Below are 21,035 nucleotides of genomic sequence, written 5' to 3'. Positions count from 1 at the left end.
AATGACAGATTCTAGAAGAGATTTTATAAAAAAACTTGGACTAACTGGTTTAGGGCTAAGTATTGGTTTGCAGGGAGTTTCGGCGGCTTCACCACTCAAAAAGCTAGATAGCAATGCACTTGCTCTTGAAATTAACCCATTTATAATAATAGACAACACCGGCAAAATCACCTTGGTAAACAGCCGACCAGATATGGGCCAAGGCTCTACCCAAGCGGTACCTTCCTTGATAGCCGAAGAACTGGAGGTTAGCCTAGACAAAGTAAACATTATTCAGTCAGACGGCAGAAGCAAATACGGAAGTCAGCAGTCTGGCGGAAGTAGCTCAGTACGTGGCCTTTGGATGCCACTCCGTAAAGCAGGTGCCGCTGCAAAAGAAATGCTTATTCGTGCCGCCGCTGAAAAATGGAACGTAAGTGCCGCCAACTGCTACGCCAAAGAAGGTATGATTTACCTCACTGGCAGCGACAAAAGCACCTCCTATGGCGATGTGGCCGACTTGGCTTCTACCTACGAAGTGCCTAAAAACCCAAAACTAAAAGATCCGAAGGATTTTAAAATATTAGGTAAATACAACAAACGCTTGGATGTGCCCAGCAGAGTAACTGGTGAGGCCGTTTATGGAATAGACATCGAGTTGCCAGGCATGGTGTTTGCCAAAGTGGTGCACTCACCAAGAATCCACGATTCTATTGTTTCTATCAATGACGCTGCCGCTCGAAAGGTAATGGGTGTGCTAGACGTATTAAAAATAGAAAGAGCCATGCCACATACCAAAGTAGACGCTGTGGCGGTGATAGGTAAAACGCAGTTTGCTGCCTTAAAAGGGGCAAAAGCCTTGGAAATAACGTGGAAAGAAGAAACAATCAAATATGTAAATCAAAATACAGACGAATATTTTGCTGCGGCTTACGAAACCGCCAAAAAACCGGGAGTTAGAGCAGAAGAAAAAGGAGATTTTGATGCTACTTTTAATGCCGCCACCCAAAAACTTGAGGCCGTTTACGAAACGCCATTTTTGGCTCACGGTGCCATAGAATCTGTAAATACAACTGTACACGTCAAAGACGACGGCAGCGTAGAAGTGTGGGCACCCATACAAGGACCCGACGGAGCACTTAGCCAAGTGGCCAACTATTTGGGAATTTCGGAAGACAAAGTGAAAATAAACGTAACCTTGCTCGGAGGCTCTTTTGGCCGTAAAGCCTACATGGATTTCCTTAACGAAGCATGTGATATTTCTAGAAAAATCAAAAAGCCCGTAAAGGTACTTTGGACCAAAGAAGACGATATTTCGCAAGGACCTTATAGACCTGCCATGCTAAGTAAACTGCAAGGCGTAATAGAAAACGGAAAAGGTGCTGCATTCCACCATCAGGCTGTGGGCGAGTCTATATTAGGCCAAGTATTTAATGGTTTAAAACCTACACAGGCAGACGGATGGCTGAGCGGAGAGCTAAGCCAAGAAAACTACGAATATGCCTTTGGAGTAAATAAGGTTTCGTATTCTCGTGTAAAAACGAGTATTCCGGTAGTTTGGTGGCGTTCGGTTTATGCCTCTAACTTTGGTTGGGGACAAGAGTGTTTTATAGACGAAATGGCCCTCGAAGCTAAAAAAGACCCTTTGGAGTTTAGGTTAAGCCTACTTAAAAACTCCCCGCGATTTACAAATGTGTTAAACCTACTGGCCGAAAAAGCAGATTACAAAACTCCACTTCCAGAGGGAAAAGCCAGAGGAATCGCTGTTTTTCGTTCGTTTGACTCCATTTCAGCGGCTTGTGTGTTTGTTTCGAAAACAGATGACGGCATAAAAATAGACAAAGTAATATCGGTGATTGACTGCGGTATGTATGTAAACCCCGACAACGTAAAAGCTCAAACCGAGGGAAATATCGTGATGGGAATTTCGGCGGCAACCAAAGGTGGTATCACGTTTGAAAACAACCAATGTGTGCAGTCAAACTACCACGACTATAACGTATTGCGAAACAATGAAATACCAGAAATGGAAATTCATATTGTAGAAAACTATGAAAAACCAGGTGGCGTGGGCGAGCCAGGACTCCCTCCTATAGCTCCGGCCATTGGCAATGCAATATTTAACCTAACCGGCAAAAGAGAACGAAAACTACCACTTAGTTTGGTTTAAGATACAATTAATAGAATAGTTAAGACAGGGCCTCAATTAGAAGCCCTGTCTTTTTTGTTTTAAACTCTTTTTTTGTAGAAATTTTCTGAACACAAAAAATTTGGTTCTAATTTCATAAAGTAGTTTTGGGACGTAGAACTTTTCAGATTAAATAATCACAAAAAACCTTTACAAGGCATTGTTTTCTTTAATTTTCATTGATGAATGTTTGTTTTCTTATTTTTTAAAGTACAAGTGTTAAGATATTACATCTTAGAATTTCATGAAGTAAAACCTTATTTAGCAAAAATCATGGTTAAAAATACGATAGAAAAAAATAAAAAAATGATCACAAACTCAATATTTTGAAGTATTGTTTTCGATTTTCTAGACATGTATATTATCAATAGGTATTAGTAATTCGGTTGCAAAATTAATGCCATCCAATTACAATCAAAAAATATCGACTTTTTTGTAACCACTTAATAATCAATCTCTTTAAATTATTTAGTAGATTATTTAAAAAGTCCAAATCATGTGCGTCAATTTTATACTTTTTTTCACCAAAAACAAGGCAATTTAGGCTATCTATTACAAAAAAATACGTTTTATAAATAAAAAAAGGAGTTTTTAAGAATAAAAATTCATGCCAAAAAAGAAATTTGGATTAGAGTTTTAATACATTTTTACTATTTATAAAAAGTAGATTTCAAGGAAACCAAAAAATTAATAGTGCATTTCTCATTGATTTCTTATTTTTGCAATTAAATCAAAACAAACCTCAAACAAATGTCTAAAGTTCTCATTATTGGAGCAGGAGGAGTAGGTACAGTGGTAGCACACAAATGTGCACTTAATTCCGATGTTTTTACTGAAATAATGCTCGCAAGCCGCACAAAATCTAAATGCGATAAAATAGCAGGCGATATCAAAGAAATGCATGGCGTAGATATACAAACTGCTGCAGTTGATGCCGACAAGGTTCCTGAATTAGTGGCTTTAATTAAAGCCTTTGGACCAAAAATGATTATAAATGTGGCATTGCCTTATCAAGACCTGACCATCATGGATGCTTGTCTAGAAACTGGCGTGCATTATTTAGACACGGCTAACTATGAACCTAAAGACGTGGCCAAGTTTGAGTATAGCTGGCAGTGGGCGTATCAGGAGCGTTTCAAAGAAGCGGGCCTAATGGCCTTGTTAGGTTGTGGTTTTGACCCAGGTGTTACGCAGGCTTTTACTTCTTATGCCAACAAGCATTATTTTGATGAAATGCACTACCTAGACATCATCGACTGTAATGCCGGTGATCACGGAAAGGCATTTGCGACCAACTTTAACCCTGAAATTAACATCAGAGAAATTACCCAGCCGGGTAGATATTGGGAAAACGGCGAGTGGATAGAAATACCTGCTATGTCGATTCACAAAGCGATAGATTATCCAAACATCGGTGAGAAAGAATCATACGTACTGTATCACGAAGAGTTAGAATCTTTGGTTAAAAACTTCCCTACACTCAAAAGAGCACGTTTTTGGATGACATTTGGTCAAGCCTACATCACGCACTTACAAGTGTTAGAAAATGTGGGAATGACGAGCATCGCCCCTATCAAGTTTCAAGGAATGGACATAGTGCCGCTTGAGTTTTTGAAGGCGGTATTGCCAGCACCCGAATCTCTTGGAGAAAACTATACGGGTCAAACCTCCATCGGTTGTCAGATAAAAGGAATAAAAGATGGAAAAGACCGTACGTACTATATATGGAACAACTGTCACCACGCCGAGGCTTACAAAGAAGTAAAATCTCAGGCGGTTTCGTATACAACAGGTGTGCCGGCTATGATTGGTGCCATGCTTATGCTAACCAACGAAGAGTGGATGAAACCAGGCGTATATAACGTGGAAGAACTCAATCCAGATCCATTTATGCACCTACTAAACACCCACGGCTTACCGTGGAACGAGAAAGTGGACATTGAACTTCCTCATACGTATTGAGATGTAAAAAAACTATAGAAAGAGCTCTGAATATTCATTCAGGGCTTTTTTTTTGATTTACAAAAAAAAGAAATTGTTTTAAATACGAAGAGTTGGTATACTTGTAAATGGTTCAAGTTTGACAAGCGTCTTTCAGCAAAAACTGAAGCTAAACTTAATTAAGAGGCTCTTTTTTTTGAAAACATTTTTTACAACCACTAAATATAAAATTTAAGTGTACCACTATACCACAACCTCAACTACCCGGTTAAACGACCTAGCCTATGTTTTTAAAAACCGAGGAAACGTAAATACAACTTTAATAAAAAATGCCTTCCAAAAACTCTACCAAGCCCGCGACTATGCCATTTTCGATACTTTTTGGAATAATGCGGGGCTGAGTGAGACTTTGTTTGGAACAATACTTTTGAATGAATCTGAAGAAGACTTTGAAAAAAGAAGTAAAATTGATTTTATCAGTTGGGTTAAAACTTTTAATCCTAAAATTTATTCATTTATAGATATTAAATAATTCAAAATGAAAATTTTACATGAAATTAAAAACCTAAAAAAATATTATCTCTATAAAAATTTGGAGGTTTTACAATTACTAGATTATACTATTTTGATTAATAATGAAATTATCTCAAAAGATACAAAATACTTATATTTTTCAGATGGAAACATTTATTTCAATAAACTGAATGGAGAAATCGAAAAATATGAAATTAATCGAAAATCTTTAAGTCAAAATGGTAAAATATTTCCTCTTTCTGATACAATTGGAGATGAATTCGGAAAGTCATCAGTTATTTCCAAAGATGAAAAAACTGACGAATATATATGGAGTTTTGAATTTTTCTCAAAAGAAACTCTAAAAAAAACCTTTGAAGTAAAAATTAAAAATAATTTTTTTCAAAACTATGAAAATAAAGGAAGTATTATTTACAATACAACGAATAATCAATCTTTACTCACCAATCTGGAAATAAAAACCGAAACCACCCTCTGGCAATATTCGGTAGCGGAGCTTGGGGCTGATAAGGTGAGCAGAATACTGGGGGTGTTTGGGCAGGTGCTGGTGGTGGTGTGTGAGATGCCTAAAAGTCCTAAATCTTTATTGGTAGGTCTAGACATTACAGATGGCAGCAAATTGTTTACAGTACCGCTTACTCAGTATCAAATGAATAACAATTTGCTTTTTTATGAAGCCAATAACAGTATTGTAAGCATTATTGGTGAGTATCTGTGGGAGTTTAGTTTAAGTACTTTTCAGGTTATAAGAGAGAAATATCTTCCTGAGGTTTTCAAAACCGAGGATGTTCACATTCAAGTATATTTAGCAACGCTACAAGGAGACTCCATTTACTTTGCCGCGTCTGAATTTGGCAAATCCATGAGCTCGGCAATTGTAGGCATATTTGATTTAAAAAAAGAGCAACTCATTGATTACATAGACCTAAAACCAAACGGCAAGTTTTGCATGGGCGGCAATTCTCGCCCACAAGTATCAGGCAATAAAATTTATATGTTAGACACTAAGAAAACCCTGCATATTTTGGAGCGGGAGAATGGGTGATTCATTATATTAATTAAATTTGCCAACAGAAAAATGAAAGGTATCACTCTAAATTGCACCAAAAAATATTAAATTTGTTTATAAAACACTTTCAATATGTTAAGTAATATTCAGTTAGAATTATTGAAAACTTTTTCAAGGCCCTTGCCAGAAAGTCAACTTCTCGAAATAAAAAAGTTGTTGGCAGACTATTTTGCTCAAAAAGTAGATGATGGAATAGACGAACTATTTAATAATAATGAATGGGATGTAAATGAAAAAGTTTCGGAGTGGACTAAGTCGCATGACCGAACGCCTTACAGCCCTAAAAAATGAGAGTTGTAATTGACACAAACTGTTTTTTGGCTATTCTCCCAAAAAAATCAATTTATAGGCCAATATTTGATGCTTATCGACAAGGCAAATTTGAACTCGTCATTTCAACAGACATTTTAAATGAATACGCTAAAATTTTTTCTAAAAAAATGTCTTTCGAAATTTCAGAAAATATTATTGAGTTGATTTTAAAACAACCCAATACTATTGAATCCGACATTTATTATTACTGGAATTTAATAATTGAGGATATGGACGACAATAAATACTCTGATTTGGCTATTTCAGCCAATGCCGAATACATTCTAACATTAGACAGGCATTTTGATATTTTAAAAACTATATCATTTCCAAAAGTCAAGGTTATTAACTTGGAGGGTTTTCTGGCTTTAATAGAAGCTTTTGATTGATTTAGCCCGCTGTGCACCGACTTTCGTACGTGTGTATTTCGGTCTTTGACCGACTTAAAACATATATTTTTTGACCATTCATTTATTTCAATAATAATTTTTTCTTTGAATTTTATTTCGGCGGCTCCAAGCCGCAATACGCACATGCGAAGGAAATATCATTCGCACAGCTGGGCTTTATTTCTGATAAATATTTAATCAAATTTTTAATATCTATTTTTCAAGTTCGTTAAATTTCAGCCTCTCAATAAAAGCTAGTAATAGTCTGGCTTCAAACTTTATATTTCATAAGAAAAAAAAATATTATATAAACAAGAATAATGATTAGCAAATTAATGGATAAATGAAAAGACTTTTTTTGTCCCTTCCATAGATTAATTATAAATAGAATTAAAAAGTAAAGTATATGAATTAGGAAAGATACGTTTATCAAAAAAAAGAATAAAATATCTGCTCCTCCTTTTTCATTTAATAGAAAAAGGGAAGAAATAGAGCAATAACCAAATATTGTGAATATGGTTTTTAAATAAGTTACGTTTTTCATATTAGAAATTTTTATTAAAGTGAAAAAGGATTTGCCACTGATACCACTCATCATTCTGCAAACTATGCCCTCCAGAATTGGTTATCCAATTTAACATTTCACCGCCAAAACTTTCTAAATTTAATTTTGGTTTCGAAAGTAATTGTAAATTTTTATCGGCTTTGGGGTCTTTTCTCGGGCCCATGGGGCCTTGAGAAGGGAAATTGTAATCATTGTCTGCCATTGTTCCTAGCCATTGAACAAAATCAGAATTACTCCAAAAGTTCAATATTTTTCCATTTGAATTATTGAACTGAAAATCACTCCTTTGTGGTGTTTCAATATTAATTACATCAACAATCCAAGAAGCATCAAACCCTTCTAAAATATTCTTAACTCTTTTTGCTACATTATCCCGCTGTGCGAAGGCTCCGACCTTCGTACGTGTGTAAATCGGTCTTTGACCGAAGTAAAACATATTGTATTTTACCATTTATTTATTTCAAGTATAATTTTTTATTTGAATTTTATTTCGACGGCTCCAAGCCGCGATACGCACATACGAAGGAAATACCCCTCGCACTGCAGGGACATTGAACTTCGTCATGCCTATTGAGATGTAATTCTTAAAAATATCAAAACGGCTGCTTCTCATTTGGGAGTAGCCGTTTTTTTTTGTGCGGTCTAGATTTACGTAGCTGGCTTTTTTTGCCTTTTTATGATACAATATTTCAATGCGTGTATTGAACATAACAAAAATAATCTACCTTTGCGGCAGTTTGTAGGTGTCTTCAGTTTTTATCGTAAAAACTGTCTGACTTAATAGGGAATCACGTAAGAGTCGTGAGCTGTCCCCGCAACTGTGCGTTTCATTTGTTTGTTTTCACTCCATAGCCACTGCCTCCACAAGCGAGGTGGGAAGGTTCGAAAACAAGAAACAAGCCAGGAGACCTGCCTTCAAATCATTCTTTTATGCTCTAAACGGAGGATTTTAGCATACGAGCGTTCGCCTATTTTTTATTTTTTTTACAAAAAAACAATGTTCAAAACATTCAAAAATGCTCTTATTGTAAGCATGGGATTGGTATGCTCAAACGCTTTTGGTCAAATAGACCTAAAAGAAACGATCGTAACAGCAAACAAATACCCGCAAAAACAATCGCAGTCAGGAAAAGTACTAACGGTCTTGTCTGATTCTTTGATTAAAGCAAACGCAGGTTTAAGTTTGGGTCAGTTGCTAAACACCCAAGTGGGTATGCAGGTGATTGGAAGTGGCCAAACACCCGGAAGTGTACAAAACATTAGCACGCGTGGCTCGGCATTTGGCCAAACCCTAATTTTGATTGACGGCATTCCCGTAAACGAGCCTTCGGGCATTGGTAGTTCTTTTGATATTAATCAGCTGGCTCTGCAACAAATAGAGCGTATTGAAATCATGAAAAGTGGTCAATCTACCCTATACGGTTCTGATGCACTTGGCGGCGTAATAAATATCATAACTAAGAAAAACAGCTCAAAGAAGATTGGCGTAAATGGCTCACTGCAAGCAGGAAACATGGCTACTTTGGGTGCCAATGTGGGAGTAAGCGGAACATTAAAAAACACGCATTATAACATCGAGCAAAACCTACAAACTACAAATGGTTTCTCTTCAGCTGACGAAAAAGATGCAAAAACCACTTATGAAAAAGATGGTTTTAAATCGCAAAATACACAAATAAAAATCAGCCAAGACTTGAGCGAAAAACTAAGCCTATACGGTTTGTACCGTCACAATCAATACAAAAGTGACCTTGACGACGGAGCATTTGTGGATGATAAAGATTATAAATTTACCTCAAAAAACAACCAAATCGGTGGCGGGATAGACCTAACTGTGGCAAAAGGAAAAATAAAGTTTAACGGTCTTTATAACCAAACAGACAGAAACTATTTTAATGACTCGGCTTCGGTAGCTCCAACTGCTTTTGCTAAATTTTCAAATTCAAACTACAATTCAAAAGCCTTATTTTTAGAACTTTACAGTACTTTAAGTCTTAATCAAAACTTAGACGTATTGATAGGTGCAGACTACAGAAAGCAAAACATGGCCTACGATTATTTTTCGGTGAGTGCCTTTGGGCCGTATACCGACGAGCCTATTTTAGCTAAAAATGCAAAAATAGATAACGCAAGTATGTATACTTCGATTATTAACAAATACGACAACGGAATAGGCATAGAAATAGGAACGCGACTAAACTACCATTCGGTTTATGGTACCAACGCCACGTATTCTTTAAACCCTTTCTATAGAATTAATAAAAGCATCAAAGTATTCGGAACTTTGGCTTCGAGCTTTAAAAACCCGGCCTTGTATCAACTTTATTCGCCATACGGAAACGAAGACTTAAAACCAGAAACCGCACAAACGATAGACTTGGGCGTCCAAGTATTTGGAAAATCGGAGAAAAACTTCGCAAGAGCGGTATTCTTTAACAGAGATTACAAAAACTTAATCGTATTTCTTTCTCAATCTGAGCCTCCTTACGGAATTTACACCAACCTAAAAAAACAAGTAGACAGAGGAATTGAATTTGACGGAGCGTACCAACTTCAATCATTTTCGTTTTCAGGAAACTATACGTATTTGAAAGGTTTAATATCGGAGGATTTAAAGGCAGAAAACGACAAAATCATGTCTTTTTTGAGAAGACCAAAACATACAGTTAACCTAAGTGGAAACTATACATTTGACCAAAAACTAACCTTAGGCCTAAATGTGCAACACGTAGGAAAACGAAATGACGTATTTTATGACAATGCCACTTACAGCAACCAAGCCACAGCCTTAAAGGCATATACTTTGCTTGGAGCACACGGAAGCTACGCTGTAAATGCCAAAACTAAAATATTTGTGAACGGACAAAACTTATTAAATACCACATATACTGAGATTTACGGTTATAAATCTCGCCCTATCACCCTAACAGGTGGAATTAATTTCGCATTATGAAAACTAAATTTTAATACGGAAAGGTCATTTTCATTTGAGAATGGCCTTTTTTTTATTTTGAAAAAAAACGAGATTATTTAAGCCATTTTGGGTCTAAGACGTGTTATTTAAAAGTGATTAATTAATTTCGCAAAAAAAAGAATTTATATGTCTGTCGATTTTTCTCAAATTCCTTCGCCTTGTTATGTATTAGAAGAAAAACTTTTACGTAAAAACCTTGAACTGTTGCACAACGTGCAGGAGCGATCGGGTGCTAACATCATTTTGGCACTGAAGGGGTTTTCTATGTACAGTATGTTTCCGATGGTAAAGCAATACCTTTCGGGAGCCACGGCGAGCTCGCTTAATGAGGCTAGGCTGATTTTTGAGGAAATGAATTGCTTGGCACACACCTACGCACCTGCTTACAAACCCGAAGAGTTTGAAGAAATATTGAGCTATAGCAGCCACATCACCTTTAATTCATTGAATCAGTTCAATCAATTTAAATCGCAAGTTGAGGCAAATGAACGGAAGGTTTCGATGGGAATCCGAATAAACCCGCAATATGCCGAAGTGGCCACAGATATGTATAACCCTTGTGTGGTAGGCAGCCGATTGGGAATCACTCGCGATGCCTTGGGCGACACCCTGCCAGAAGGAATAGAGGGACTTCACTCACACACCATGTGCGAAAACGACTCTTTTGTGCTTGAAAGAACTTTGGTGCACATCGAGGAGAAATTTGGCGATTTGCTTCACCAAGTAAAATGGTTAAACTTGGGTGGTGGGCACCTGATGACCAAAGCGGGTTATGACCACGAGCACGTAATCAAAATCATTAAAAGACTAAAAGAGACCTACAACATAAAAATAATAATGGAGCCGGGATCGGCTATTGCGTGGCAAACGGGTTACCTTAAAAGCAAAGTGCTTGACATAGTAGATGCCCAAGGAATAGACGTGGCGATACTGGATGTGTCTTTTGCAGCACACATGCCAGATACCCTTGAAATGCCCTACAAACCAAAAGTACACGGAGCCACTGACGAAACCGAAGGAAAACCTACGTATAGATTGGGCGGAATGACATGTTTGGCTGGAGATTTCATGTCGGGCTATTCTTTCGAAAAAGAACTACAGATTGGCGACACTGTGATATTTGATGACATGATTCACTATACCATGGTAAAAACCACGACTTTTAATGGCGTCGGCTTGCCTTCTATTGGGGTTTGGAAAGAAGACAATACCTTTCAATTGTTGAAGTCATTTGGCTACGAAACCTTCAAAGACAGGATATAAGCGAATCCGAACGAATATAATAAAAGCTTTTGGTGCCTGGAATAGAACATTCATCCTTATTTTTTTGTTGAGAAACTATGATTGGATTTAATTTTTCTGAATACAAAAACGAAGGCAAAGACAAAAGCACTTTCGAGCAGCTATTGAACATTTTTCAGCAGCTGTTGCTCATTTTTGCTGGCAATGTTTCTGAGGCTTTGAGCTACCTAAGCGACCTAGACCGTCAGTATCAATTAACCGACGACAAATACGGCATCGCTGATTTTATTGATGACCTAAAAAAACAAGGCTACATAAGCGAAGAAAAACAAGACGGTGAACTTACGCTAACCGCCAAAACGGAGCGAAACATAAGAAAACAAAGCCTTGAAGAGATTTTTGGAAAGTTAAAAAGGGCCAAATCGAGCGGAAACCATCGCTCGCCACACAAAGGCACTTCAGACGAAAACAGTTCAGACGTGCGAGCATTTCAGTTCGGCGACAATTTGGACCAAATTTCGATGACCGAGTCAATCCGAAATGCACAGATTAACAATGGCTTAGGAGACGATTTGGTGATATTCGAAAAAGACCTGGAAGTAACTGACCGTGAGTCAAATATACAAACCTCCACAGTTTTGATGATTGACATCAGCCACTCCATGATTCTATATGGCGAAGACCGAATAACACCTGCCAAGAAAGTTGCGTTGGCAATGGCCGAAATCATCAGAACCCGATACCCGAAAGACACCTTAGATATCATTGTATTCGGAAATGATGCTTGGCAAATTCAACTTAAAGATATTCCATACCTAGAAGTGGGGCCTTTTCACACCAACACAGTGGCGGGTTTAGAATTGGCAATGGATCTTTTGAGAAGAAGAAAAACCAAGAACAAACAGATTTTTATGATTACAGATGGCAAACCGACCTGCCTCAAAGAAGGAATCAACTATTATAAAAACAGTTTTGGTTTAGATAGAAAAATTGTAAACAAAACGCTAAACATAGCCGCACAAGCCAAAAGACTTAAAATTCCGATTACTACTTTTATGATTGCTACAGACCCTTACCTCAAAAAGTTTGTTCATGAGTTTACTGAGGTAAATCAAGGCCGAGCCTATTATTCAAACCTTGACGGTTTGGGTGGTTTTGTATTAGAAGATTTTGAAAGAAACAGAAGAAAAAACGTTAAGTAATCTCAATTTAGATTTCCTATAAAGAGAAACTAGATTCCTTAATTTTGAGATATAAAATGCTATTTTTGTAGCATTAAGCATTTTATTTGATGACTAAAAAAGAAAAACTAGAAAAGCTGATTGCGTATTTTCAAGAGAATATGCCCAATCCGGAAACGGAATTAAACTACAACAATCCATACGAACTATTGGTAGCCGTAATTTTGTCTGCTCAATGTACAGACAAACGCGTTAACATCGTGACTCCTGCCCTTTTCCAACGTTTTCCAAATCCTAAATCTTTAGCAGAAACCGATTCTGACGAAGTTTTTGAGTATATCCGAAGTATTTCTTATCCAAATAATAAAGCCAAACATTTGGTTGGTATGGCTAAGATATTGACGGAAGAATTTAAAGGAGAAGTACCTGAATCTATAGATAATCTGACTAAAATGCCTGGTGTAGGTAGAAAAACTGCCAATGTGATTGCCTCTGTGGTTCACAACAGACCCACTATGGCGGTTGACACCCATGTGTTTAGGGTTTCGCACAGACTTGGTTTGGTAGGCTTAAAGTCAAAAACCCCACTTTTAGTAGAAAAAGAACTTACGAAGATGTTTTCTGATGCGGTAATCCCGAAAGCCCATCATTGGTTAATTTTGCACGGACGATATACGTGTTTGGCGAGAAATCCGAAATGTGAGGTTTGTGGAATAACGGACTTGTGTAAGTCGTATCCTAAAATTCAGAAGGTAGGAATAGCAGAGGTAGATAAAAAATTACCTTCTATTTCATAATTGGAAATTATTCCAATATTTGGAAGACTTTTTTGCCAACAAAGAAAGCAAAAATTGGAACCGTAGAGATAAGCATTGCATTTATTAGCTTCTCCTCCCGACTAATTCCCATGAAAGATTATAGCAAAATGCCAATAAAGCAGGAAACAAAACAAAGCTTAAAGGCAGAAAAAACAGAAAAAGCGGGTTAGAACCACGATATTTCTTCAAAAGGTAAAAAAACCTGCTACTGCTAGTAAACCAAAAAAATACAAAAATTAGCCCCAGAGATTGTAGAGCGATTAATAAATAATTCATAAAACCCATGATATTTGTATAAATATCATCTAATTCTATGCCATCCTTTTTTACCTTAACACAAATCGATAAGTGGCAGGATTTTACAGATAAGTGGCAAAGCCTCTCAGCAAGCTAACTCTTTGATAGCCAAATAGGCCATTAGTCCGGGTCCAATCTCAAGAGCGTTTTCGTCAATATCAAAAGTTGGTGTATGCACACCCGAAACTATTCCTTTTTCTTCGTTTCTGGTACCTAATCTATAAAAACAGGCATCGGCTTTTTGACTGTAATAGGCAAAATCTTCTCCGCCCATCCACAGGTCCAGATCTACGATATTTTCAGCTCCTACATATTCGGCAGCACCTTGACGGGCTCTTTTAGTTACTTCTGGGTTATTTTTCAAAAACGGATATCCTTTTTCTACATAAAACACGCACTCAGCTCCCATGGCTTCCGCCATGCCCACCGCCATTTTTTCCATTTTCTGTAAACCTTCTGCACGCCAATCTTCATCCATACATCTATAAGTGCCCTCTATGTTTACTTCTCCAGGAATCACATTAGTAACGCCGTCCGCGATAAACCTACCAAACGTCAAAACAGAAGGAAACGCTGGATTTCTGTTTCGCGAAATTATCTGTTGAAGTCCTACTATAATATGCGATGCGATTACTACTGGGTCAATGGTTTGATGTGGAGCGGCACCGTGGCCACCTTTGCCTATGACTTTAATGTAAATTTCATCTGTGCTGGCCATGTACATGCCCTCTCTGAAACCAATTTTCCCTACCGGAATATTAGGAGCCACATGCTGCCCAAGTATTGCCTCTACTTTTGGGTTTTCCAATACACCTTCTTTAATCATCAAGGATGCCCCACCGGGTGCTTTCTCCTCAGCTGGCTGAAAAATCAACTTTATAGTACCCTCAAAATCGTCTGTCAGTTTATTCAAAATAGCCGCAGCCGAAAGTAAAGAGGAAGTATGGACATCATGCCCGCAAGCATGCATAACACCCTCATTTTTAGACTTATAATCTACATCGTTTTTTTCTAAAATTGGCAAAGCGTCCATGTCTGCTCTAAGGGCTATGGTCTTTTTATCGGGATTCTTGCCTTTTATTAAAGCCAATAAACCTGTACCAGCAACGCCTTCTTGAAAAGGAATTTCGAGTTCTTTTAAAGTCTTTGCAATGAACTTTGCAGTTTCAAACTCCTCAAACGAAAGTTCGGGGTTTTGATGCAAGTGCCTTCTGATTTTTACTGTTTGGCTAAAGTTTTCTTTTGAAAGAGCTTTTATTTTTTCAACAAGTGTCATCCGTTCTCATTTTTTCTCAAAATTAAATGGCCCTTTTCACTATACCTATTCTTTTGAGGCATTTTTAACAATCCCACTGCGATTTAAGGCTGATAGTGGCATATTACACTTTAAAATCCTATGTTTGTAGTAATTAATATATCACAGCATTGAGAAACAATATTTTTATCGTGATGGGAGTTTCGGGTAGTGGAAAATCTACCATAGGTGCAAAATTGGCAGCAGCTCTTTCTCTCGATTTTTTAGACGGAGACGATTTTCACCCACCAGAAAATATAGCAAAAATGGCAGCCGGCATACCCCTTGACGATGCAGACAGAATGGGCTGGCTCAAAAAATTGAATTCGAAAGCGATAGAACTGAAAAACACAGGAGCCGTATTTGCGTGCTCGTCTTTAAAAGAAAGCTATCGCCAAATGCTTTGTAATGACGTAAATGTAAACTTCGTGTATTTAAAAGGCACTTATCAAGAGGTTTTCGATAGGCTTTCGCTGAGAAAAGACCACTTTATGCCACCTGCCCTGCTCAAGTCGCAATTTGACGCACTCGAAGAACCCAAAAACGCAATAACCGTTTCGTTGTTAGAATCACCTGAAAATATCATTATTCAAATCATGCAAAAAATAAACAAAAAGTCGTTTGGCTTGGTAGGCCTTGGTGTAATGGGCAAAAGTTTGGCCCGAAATCTCGCTCGTAATAATTTTAGCCTTTCGCTTTATAATAGATATGTACAAGGATCAGAAGAAAAAATAGCCGAGAAAACCATAGCCGAATATCCTGAATTTGTAAATGCCAGTGGGTTTGAAGACCTAGAAGCCTTTGTGAACGACTTAGAAACGCCAAGAAAGATTTTTTTGATGATAAAGGCCGGAAAAGAAACGGACGAATTTATTGACAAAATAGTGCCTTTTATGGATAAGGGCGACGTATTAATAGATGGGGGAAATTCACATTTTGCAGATACAAAAAGACGCATTGATTATCTCCAAGCCAAAGGCATATTTTTTGTAGGAACGGGAGTTTCTGGAGGAGAAAAAGGTGCGTTAGAAGGTCCTTCTATAATGCCATCTGGGCCAAAAGAAGCATTGGATTTGGTTACGCCTTTTTTGATGAAAATAGCGGCAAAAGACAAAGACCACAATCCTTGCTGTGCTTTAATAGGACCTGACGGCTCGGGGCACTTCATAAAAATGGTGCACAATGGTGTGGAATATGCCGAAATGCAATTATTGGCAGAAGTTTACGCATATTTTAGGTATGTATTAAAACAAAATCCAGAAGAAATTTCTGAGGTTTTTCACACTTGGAACCAAGGAAAACTAAAAAGCTACTTGCTTGAAATAACAGCGAAGCTTTTAACCAAAAAAGAAGGAGATACCTATATTATTGACCAAATATTGGACAAGGCAGGCAACAAAGGTACCGGTAACTGGACCACCGTGACAGCAACAGAAATGGGTATTCCAGCCACAATGATTACAGCGGCACTTTTTGCCCGTTATATTTCTACTATTAAACATAATTATTTGCTTGAACTACCAAGCGACAGTTCTGAATATAAAAAACTAAGCATCAGCGAAATAGCGAATGCCTACGAAGTAGCCCGAATGGTAAACCACCAGCAAGGTTTTGAATTGATCCGAACCGCTTCCGAAACATATAATTGGGAATTAAACTTGTCTGAAATAGCTAGAATCTGGACAAATGGCTGTATAATCAGAAGTGGTTTGATGGAAGAAATTTCCACTATTTTTGAAATCAAGAAAGATCTTTTTGCAGCTGAGAGCTTTGTGGATATTATAAAAAGTCAAAAAGTAGACTTAAAAGCATTTTGTATGGGTTCACTTTCGGCAGATTTACCAATTCCGACGTTTACAAATGCCCTCGATTTTTTGAATGGAATTAGAAATCATACCCAAACCGCTAATATTATCCAGGCCCAGCGAGATTTCTTTGGTGCACATACCTATCAGCGAAGAAATGACCCTTCGGGCAAATCATATCATACTATTTGGGAATAAACTATTGAATTTCAAAAGAGAAACGCACTTTTGGAATGCTATTTGCGTTATTTAATACGAAAACGCATCAATAATTTAATATGAAAAAAAGTCTTTTATTATCACTTTTAGTTTTAGGGATATTTGGTTTTGGGAATGTGAGTTTTGCACAAAACAAAATTAACTGGATGAGCATTGAGGAAGCATACGCTAAGTCTCAAGTTGCTCCTAAAAAAACCATAATAGATGTATATACCGGCTGGTGCGGATGGTGTAAAGTAATGGACAAAAACACGTTTACAGACCCTGCAGTAGTGAAATATATAAACGATAACTACTATGCCGTAAAACTGGACGCGGAATCAAGAAAAGATATACGGGTTGGTGGTAAAGTATATAAATTTGATGAAGCCAATAAAGCAAACGAAGCTGCAATAACCCTACTTCAAGGTCAAATGAGCTACCCGAGCATCGTTTATTTAGACGAAAAATTCAATATGATTCAACCCCTTCCAGGATATATGGATGCCAAGGCATTTCATGAGATAATTACCTATATAGGTGGCAATTACCACAAAAAAGAGGAGTTTGAGTCTTACAAAGTAGGTACTTACAAAACCAAGTTTAAAAAATAAAGCAAAAAAGCTTACATGCAAAGAGCGGACATTTGGAAAAATGCCCGCTCTTTTTTTTGCTCAATAAGTATTATAAAATATACTGACTTAGATCTTTATTTTTAATTAAACTAGCCAATTTTTCACTTACCATTTCTTTCGAAATCTCGATTTGGCTTCCTGCTGGAATTAGCTCAGGGACATCAAAAAGGATGTCGTTTAACAAATGACTCATGACCGTTTGCAACCTACGAGCACCTATATTTTCTACTTCTGAATTTGCCTGAAAAGCCAAAGAAGCCAACTCACGCAAAGCCTCATCTGTAAATGTCAAGGAAACACCCTCAGAAGCCAACATGGCCACATATTGCTTAGTCAATGCGTTTCTAGGTGTTTTCAAAATCTGATAAAAATTATCTTCTGTCAGTGATTCTAACTCAACTCTGATTGGGAAACGACCCTGTAACTCAGGTATCAAGTCAGACGGTTTTGAAACATGAAATGCTCCCGCTGCTATAAACAAAATATGGTCAGTCTTGATGGTTCCGTGTTTGGTGTTTACGGTTGACCCCTCTACAATCGGAAGCAAATCTCGCTGCACCCCTTCCCTGCTAACGTCAGGACCCGACTTACCTCCCGTTGAAGCTATTTTATCTATTTCATCAATGAATATCATTCCCAAGTTTTCGGCTTTCCAGATGGCTTCTTCCTTTACCTCGTCCATGTCTATGAGCTTGGCAGATTCCTCTTCCATCAATATTTTACGTGCTTCGCCTATACTTACTTTTCTTTTTTTGCTGTTTTTGGGCATCATATTTCCGATCATGTCCTGAATGTTCATCATCGAAACATCGTCTATAGGGCCACCCATAACGCCTATTGGTGACATGTTAGAACCCGATACATCTATTTCTATTTTTCGCTCGTCAAGTGAGCCATTTTTTAGTTTTTCTCTGAAAGCTTCGCGAGTTTCTTGATTGAGTTCATAGTTAGACTTGTCGCCTTCACTCTCAAAACCTACATTGGACTTGCTTTTGACCGAAGGGATAAGTTTATCTAATAAAATATCTTCTACAGCTGCGGCGGCCTTCACTTTAACTTCCTCTTTTTTCTGACTTTTTACAATGTTGATAGATTGCTCCACCAAGTCACGCACCATAGATTCCACATCGCGGCCTACATACCCCACTTCGGTAAACTTCGACGCCTCCACTTTTGTAAAAGGAGCGTCTGCTATTTTTGCTAACCTACGTGCTATTTCGGTTTTTCCAACTCCCGTAGAGCCAATCATTAAGATGTTATTTGGAATGATTTCTTCCTGCATTTCGGCAGAAGCATTCATTCTTCTCCAGCGGTTTCGTAGGGCAATCGCTACATTTTTCTTTGCGTCTTTTTGCCCAATTATATATTTGTCAAGTTCAAGTACGATTTGTCCCGGTGTAAGATTCTCTATTGTTTTATTCATCCAGCTTTTAAAGGTTATTTTTTATACAAATCAACCCAAATAAATTCAGGTTTACAATCTACTAACGCAAAAAAAGCCCTTGGAAATCCAAAGGCTTAAAAAATTATCAAAATACTTAAATCAAATACGCAATTGAGGATAAATTAGAGGCTGTGAGAAACCACAATTTTCTGATTTATCATTCTGACTCCGTCAACTATTAAGCTATAAAAATATAGGCCATCTGCCCATTTAATGGTATCTACCTTTATTAGGTTTGTATTTTTGTTGATAGGTAAAACCTTCATCAACTTACCGTTTACGTTTGTAAAGTTTAGCGTAGATTCTGTGGAAGTTTTTGGCACCCGATATTCTACTGTAAGTATGTCACTTACCGGGTTTGGAAATGCCTTAGCCATGGTTAAATCGCCTAAGTCACCTTGAGGTACTAACAATGGATTGTCACAATCGCAGACATTTACACCGTCAAATTTACCCGGAGCATCCGATTTTATTTCACGCATTTCGGCTTTTCTCAGAAGACCCGTATAGTTATTTTTTGAATCAAAAAACGCTACATAATAGTCTCCTGGCTCTTTTGGCCTAAATTTTTTGCCTTTATGAATCACTTTGTTGCCTACGTCATCTGCAAACCACACGATGTCTACCCCTTTTGGTTTAGAGATTACGCTAAATGCAGGAGCAAACTCACCTGCAGTCATAAACTGAACTTGCTCGGCTAAGTTTGGCATACCCAATGGTTTGGCGGTACAGTTAGGAGCATTTACTATTCTGGTGCTTCTACACTTACCCGTTAGGTCAGACGAAACCAAGGTTACGTTTGGCATAAAAGCAGGAATGTTTTCTATCTTATATTTTGAATTTCCTAATGAAGTCACAAAACCTGAACTTGATGTCAAAGGCAAGGCATTGATACGGTTTAGGTAGTTAGTTAACACCGGGAAGTTTAGGTTTGACATTGCAAAAAATACTTTCTCGATAATGCTAAACTGGTCGTTATTGAGGTGAACAATAATACTGTAACTATCCACTGTTGTGCTACAAAAAATAGAGTCTACCACAATACCCGGGCCGCTACACGATTCCACAATAATGGGACAGCAACTCGAAATGTTGCAATCGCCTACTTTTTTAGAAAACGAATACTCGCCACTTTGTTTGACTGTAAGCGAACTATCTTTATTAATCACTGCTAACGCAGGGTTGGTTTTATCGTTTATCTCCGAAAAATTGCCCGAGGCATCTTTGTAATAGAATTTAACGCTTTTGTATTCTTTTAAAACCACATTATATACCTCGTCATTTTTAATAGCGATAGGCACAGTTACACAGCTCGTTCCGCTTCTTTTTGATCCTTCTACCCCATCTAATTGGGCTTGAGCATAGGTAAACGACGAAGTTCCTTCTTTGGCGATATACGATGAAAAATATGACAAACCTTCGGCCCTAACCTTGGCGGTAACAACTAATTTGACACTTTTACCACCTTCTAAACTACCGATAACCCAAGTATTACCAAGGGATGAATAAGTACCTTTTTCGGTATAAAAAGTAACGGTTTCGAGCGTTTCGGTTGAAACCACTTTTATTTCTACATTCTCGGCAGTTTTGGTTCCTTTGTTTTGAACTATAGTGCTAAAGGTAACCAAATCACCTGATTTAGGAGTAGAATTGTTTACTCCTTGCACAAGTTCTAACCTTGTATATTCTCTGTTTACAGCAAAGTTCATATGCTCGAAAACAATGGTTTGTTCACTGAAACAAGTAGGCGATTCATTGTAAAGCCTTACGCGGTAAATTTTGTATCCGGTAGGGTTTGAAATGTTTTTAATCTCAATCTTATTTTGAGTTTGATCAAAAACTGTAGATGCGGCAAAGTCAAAAGGAGTATTTGTACCTTCTATAATTTCGTAATGTGTGGTATTGTAGATATTTAGAATAAGTAACTTTCCGTCGTTGTTAGTAGAAGAAGTTACGTCTGTATTGCTTGTAGTGTATGATGGAAATGTACAATTAACTCTTAGTGTATCGTTTTTATCGTCTTCGTGGTTGATAGTTTTTGCAAAAGTAAGCGTGTAGCCTCCGAGAAAAAACATCCCGAAAGAGAATAAAAATGATCGTATAAAATTCGTGTAGAATTTTGACATTTTTTATGGTTTGAGAGAATTACTTTAAATTTTAAAAAAGTAAA

The 21,035-nt window shown here is 37.5% G+C and carries 16 protein-coding genes and 1 riboswitch; of the genes, 12 read left to right on the top strand and 4 right to left on the bottom strand.

Going from position 1 to position 21,035, the window contains the following annotated elements; translation table 11 throughout:
- Window position 1: 1 nt before the first annotated feature.
- From ACFOOI_RS00810 to ACFOOI_RS00785, 6 genes are all read left to right on the top strand, one after another.
- On the top strand, window positions 2-2,149 hold the full coding sequence (locus ACFOOI_RS00810) for a xanthine dehydrogenase family protein molybdopterin-binding subunit (RefSeq protein ID WP_379833882.1): 2,148 nt from the start codon (window positions 2-4) through the stop codon (window positions 2,147-2,149).
- 768 nt (window positions 2,150-2,917) lie between these two features.
- Window positions 2,918-4,129: a saccharopine dehydrogenase family protein gene (locus ACFOOI_RS00805; RefSeq protein ID WP_379833879.1), complete on the top strand. Its 1,212-nt coding sequence runs from the start codon at window positions 2,918-2,920 to the stop codon at window positions 4,127-4,129.
- A 214-nt stretch (window positions 4,130-4,343) separates the two neighbouring features.
- Window positions 4,344-4,640, top strand: a complete 297-nt coding sequence (locus ACFOOI_RS00800) for a hypothetical protein (RefSeq protein WP_379833876.1) — start codon at window positions 4,344-4,346, stop codon at window positions 4,638-4,640.
- Between the two features lie 6 nt (window positions 4,641-4,646).
- Window positions 4,647-5,687, top strand: coding sequence for a hypothetical protein (locus ACFOOI_RS00795; RefSeq protein WP_379833874.1), 1,041 nt, complete (start codon window positions 4,647-4,649; stop codon window positions 5,685-5,687).
- A gap of 96 nt (window positions 5,688-5,783) precedes the next feature.
- Window positions 5,784-6,002 carry a hypothetical protein gene (locus ACFOOI_RS00790; protein WP_379833871.1) on the top strand — a complete coding sequence of 73 codons (219 nt, stop codon included), beginning with the start codon at window positions 5,784-5,786 and terminating at the stop codon, window positions 6,000-6,002.
- Window positions 5,999-6,412 carry a putative toxin-antitoxin system toxin component, PIN family gene (locus ACFOOI_RS00785; RefSeq protein WP_379833868.1) on the top strand — a complete coding sequence of 138 codons (414 nt, stop codon included), beginning with the start codon at window positions 5,999-6,001 and terminating at the stop codon, window positions 6,410-6,412. Before ACFOOI_RS00790 ends, ACFOOI_RS00785 begins: the two co-directional genes overlap by 4 nt.
- 545 nt (window positions 6,413-6,957) lie before the next feature.
- Here the strand turns inward: ACFOOI_RS00785 and ACFOOI_RS00780 are convergent.
- The gene (locus ACFOOI_RS00780) at window positions 6,958-7,428 is read right to left on the bottom strand and encodes a hypothetical protein (protein ID WP_379833866.1); all 471 of its coding nucleotides are present in this window, start codon (window positions 7,426-7,428) and stop codon (window positions 6,958-6,960) included.
- A 273-nt stretch (window positions 7,429-7,701) separates the two neighbouring features.
- Window positions 7,702-7,908, top strand: a riboswitch (cobalamin riboswitch).
- Window positions 7,909-7,974: 66 nt separating this feature from the next.
- Here ACFOOI_RS00780 and ACFOOI_RS00775 point away from each other — a divergent pair.
- From ACFOOI_RS00775 to nth, 4 genes are all read left to right on the top strand, one after another.
- Window positions 7,975-9,930, top strand: coding sequence for a TonB-dependent receptor plug domain-containing protein (locus tag ACFOOI_RS00775; RefSeq protein WP_379833864.1), 1,956 nt, complete (start codon window positions 7,975-7,977; stop codon window positions 9,928-9,930).
- 147 nt (window positions 9,931-10,077) lie between these two features.
- Complete coding sequence (gene nspC, locus ACFOOI_RS00770; RefSeq protein ID WP_379833862.1) at window positions 10,078-11,214, top strand: carboxynorspermidine decarboxylase; 1,137 nt, start codon at window positions 10,078-10,080, stop codon at window positions 11,212-11,214.
- A 77-nt stretch (window positions 11,215-11,291) separates the two neighbouring features.
- Window positions 11,292-12,395, top strand: coding sequence for a vWA domain-containing protein (locus ACFOOI_RS00765; protein WP_379833859.1), 1,104 nt, complete (start codon window positions 11,292-11,294; stop codon window positions 12,393-12,395).
- A gap of 89 nt (window positions 12,396-12,484) precedes the next feature.
- The gene (gene nth / locus ACFOOI_RS00760) at window positions 12,485-13,171 is read left to right on the top strand and encodes an endonuclease III (RefSeq protein WP_379833856.1); all 687 of its coding nucleotides are present in this window, start codon (window positions 12,485-12,487) and stop codon (window positions 13,169-13,171) included.
- 403 nt (window positions 13,172-13,574) lie between these two features.
- Here nth and ACFOOI_RS00755 read toward each other — a convergent pair whose 3' ends face one another.
- Window positions 13,575-14,765 carry a M20 metallopeptidase family protein gene (locus ACFOOI_RS00755; RefSeq protein WP_379833853.1) on the bottom strand — a complete coding sequence of 397 codons (1,191 nt, stop codon included), beginning with the start codon at window positions 14,763-14,765 and terminating at the stop codon, window positions 13,575-13,577.
- 149 nt (window positions 14,766-14,914) lie between these two features.
- Here ACFOOI_RS00755 and gndA point away from each other — a divergent pair, with 149 nt between their 5' ends.
- Both gndA and ACFOOI_RS00745 read left to right on the top strand, forming a co-directional pair.
- Window positions 14,915-16,786 (top strand): NADP-dependent phosphogluconate dehydrogenase, encoded by a 1,872-nt coding sequence (gndA, locus tag ACFOOI_RS00750; RefSeq protein WP_379833850.1) that lies wholly within the window; start codon window positions 14,915-14,917, stop codon window positions 16,784-16,786.
- Window positions 16,787-16,866: 80 nt separating this feature from the next.
- Window positions 16,867-17,400: a thioredoxin family protein gene (locus ACFOOI_RS00745; RefSeq protein ID WP_379833848.1), complete on the top strand. Its 534-nt coding sequence runs from the start codon at window positions 16,867-16,869 to the stop codon at window positions 17,398-17,400.
- A gap of 70 nt (window positions 17,401-17,470) precedes the next feature.
- Here ACFOOI_RS00745 and hslU read toward each other — a convergent pair whose 3' ends face one another.
- Both hslU and ACFOOI_RS00735 read right to left on the bottom strand, forming a co-directional pair.
- Complete coding sequence (gene hslU / locus ACFOOI_RS00740) at window positions 17,471-18,844, bottom strand: ATP-dependent protease ATPase subunit HslU (protein ID WP_379833845.1); 1,374 nt, start codon at window positions 18,842-18,844, stop codon at window positions 17,471-17,473.
- 143 nt (window positions 18,845-18,987) lie between these two features.
- Window positions 18,988-20,991: a T9SS type A sorting domain-containing protein gene (locus tag ACFOOI_RS00735; RefSeq protein ID WP_379833842.1), complete on the bottom strand. Its 2,004-nt coding sequence runs from the start codon at window positions 20,989-20,991 to the stop codon at window positions 18,988-18,990.
- Between the last annotated feature and the right edge of the window lie 44 nt (window positions 20,992-21,035).

The sequence above is a fragment of the Lacihabitans lacunae genome (genome assembly GCF_042649125.1).
GTDB classification, from domain to species: domain Bacteria; phylum Bacteroidota; class Bacteroidia; order Cytophagales; family Spirosomataceae; genus Leadbetterella; species Leadbetterella lacunae.
This window is presented reverse-complemented; position numbering and strand designations above follow the sequence as displayed.

What these genes read in the sequence shown, in the direction of transcription:
- ACFOOI_RS00810 (WP_379833882.1), top strand. Translation starts at nt 2, where the DNA reads ATGACAGATTCTAGAAGAGATTTTATAAAAAAACTTGGACTAACTGGT.
- ACFOOI_RS00805 (WP_379833879.1), top strand. Translation starts at nt 2,918, where the DNA reads ATGTCTAAAGTTCTCATTATTGGAGCAGGAGGAGTAGGTACAGTGGTA.
- ACFOOI_RS00795 (WP_379833874.1), top strand. Translation starts at nt 4,647, where the DNA reads ATGAAAATTTTACATGAAATTAAAAACCTAAAAAAATATTATCTCTAT.
- ACFOOI_RS00790 (WP_379833871.1), top strand. Translation starts at nt 5,784, where the DNA reads ATGTTAAGTAATATTCAGTTAGAATTATTGAAAACTTTTTCAAGGCCC.
- ACFOOI_RS00785 (WP_379833868.1), top strand. Translation starts at nt 5,999, where the DNA reads ATGAGAGTTGTAATTGACACAAACTGTTTTTTGGCTATTCTCCCAAAA.
- ACFOOI_RS00780 (WP_379833866.1), bottom strand. Translation starts at nt 7,428, where the DNA reads ATGGTAAAATACAATATGTTTTACTTCGGTCAAAGACCGATTTACACA.
- ACFOOI_RS00775 (WP_379833864.1), top strand. Translation starts at nt 7,975, where the DNA reads ATGTTCAAAACATTCAAAAATGCTCTTATTGTAAGCATGGGATTGGTA.
- nspC (WP_379833862.1), top strand. Translation starts at nt 10,078, where the DNA reads ATGTCTGTCGATTTTTCTCAAATTCCTTCGCCTTGTTATGTATTAGAA.
- ACFOOI_RS00765 (WP_379833859.1), top strand. Translation starts at nt 11,292, where the DNA reads ATGATTGGATTTAATTTTTCTGAATACAAAAACGAAGGCAAAGACAAA.
- nth (WP_379833856.1), top strand. Translation starts at nt 12,485, where the DNA reads ATGACTAAAAAAGAAAAACTAGAAAAGCTGATTGCGTATTTTCAAGAG.
- ACFOOI_RS00755 (WP_379833853.1), bottom strand. Translation starts at nt 14,765, where the DNA reads ATGACACTTGTTGAAAAAATAAAAGCTCTTTCAAAAGAAAACTTTAGC.
- ACFOOI_RS00745 (WP_379833848.1), top strand. Translation starts at nt 16,867, where the DNA reads ATGAAAAAAAGTCTTTTATTATCACTTTTAGTTTTAGGGATATTTGGT.
- hslU (WP_379833845.1), bottom strand. Translation starts at nt 18,844, where the DNA reads ATGAATAAAACAATAGAGAATCTTACACCGGGACAAATCGTACTTGAA.
- ACFOOI_RS00735 (WP_379833842.1), bottom strand. Translation starts at nt 20,991, where the DNA reads ATGTCAAAATTCTACACGAATTTTATACGATCATTTTTATTCTCTTTC.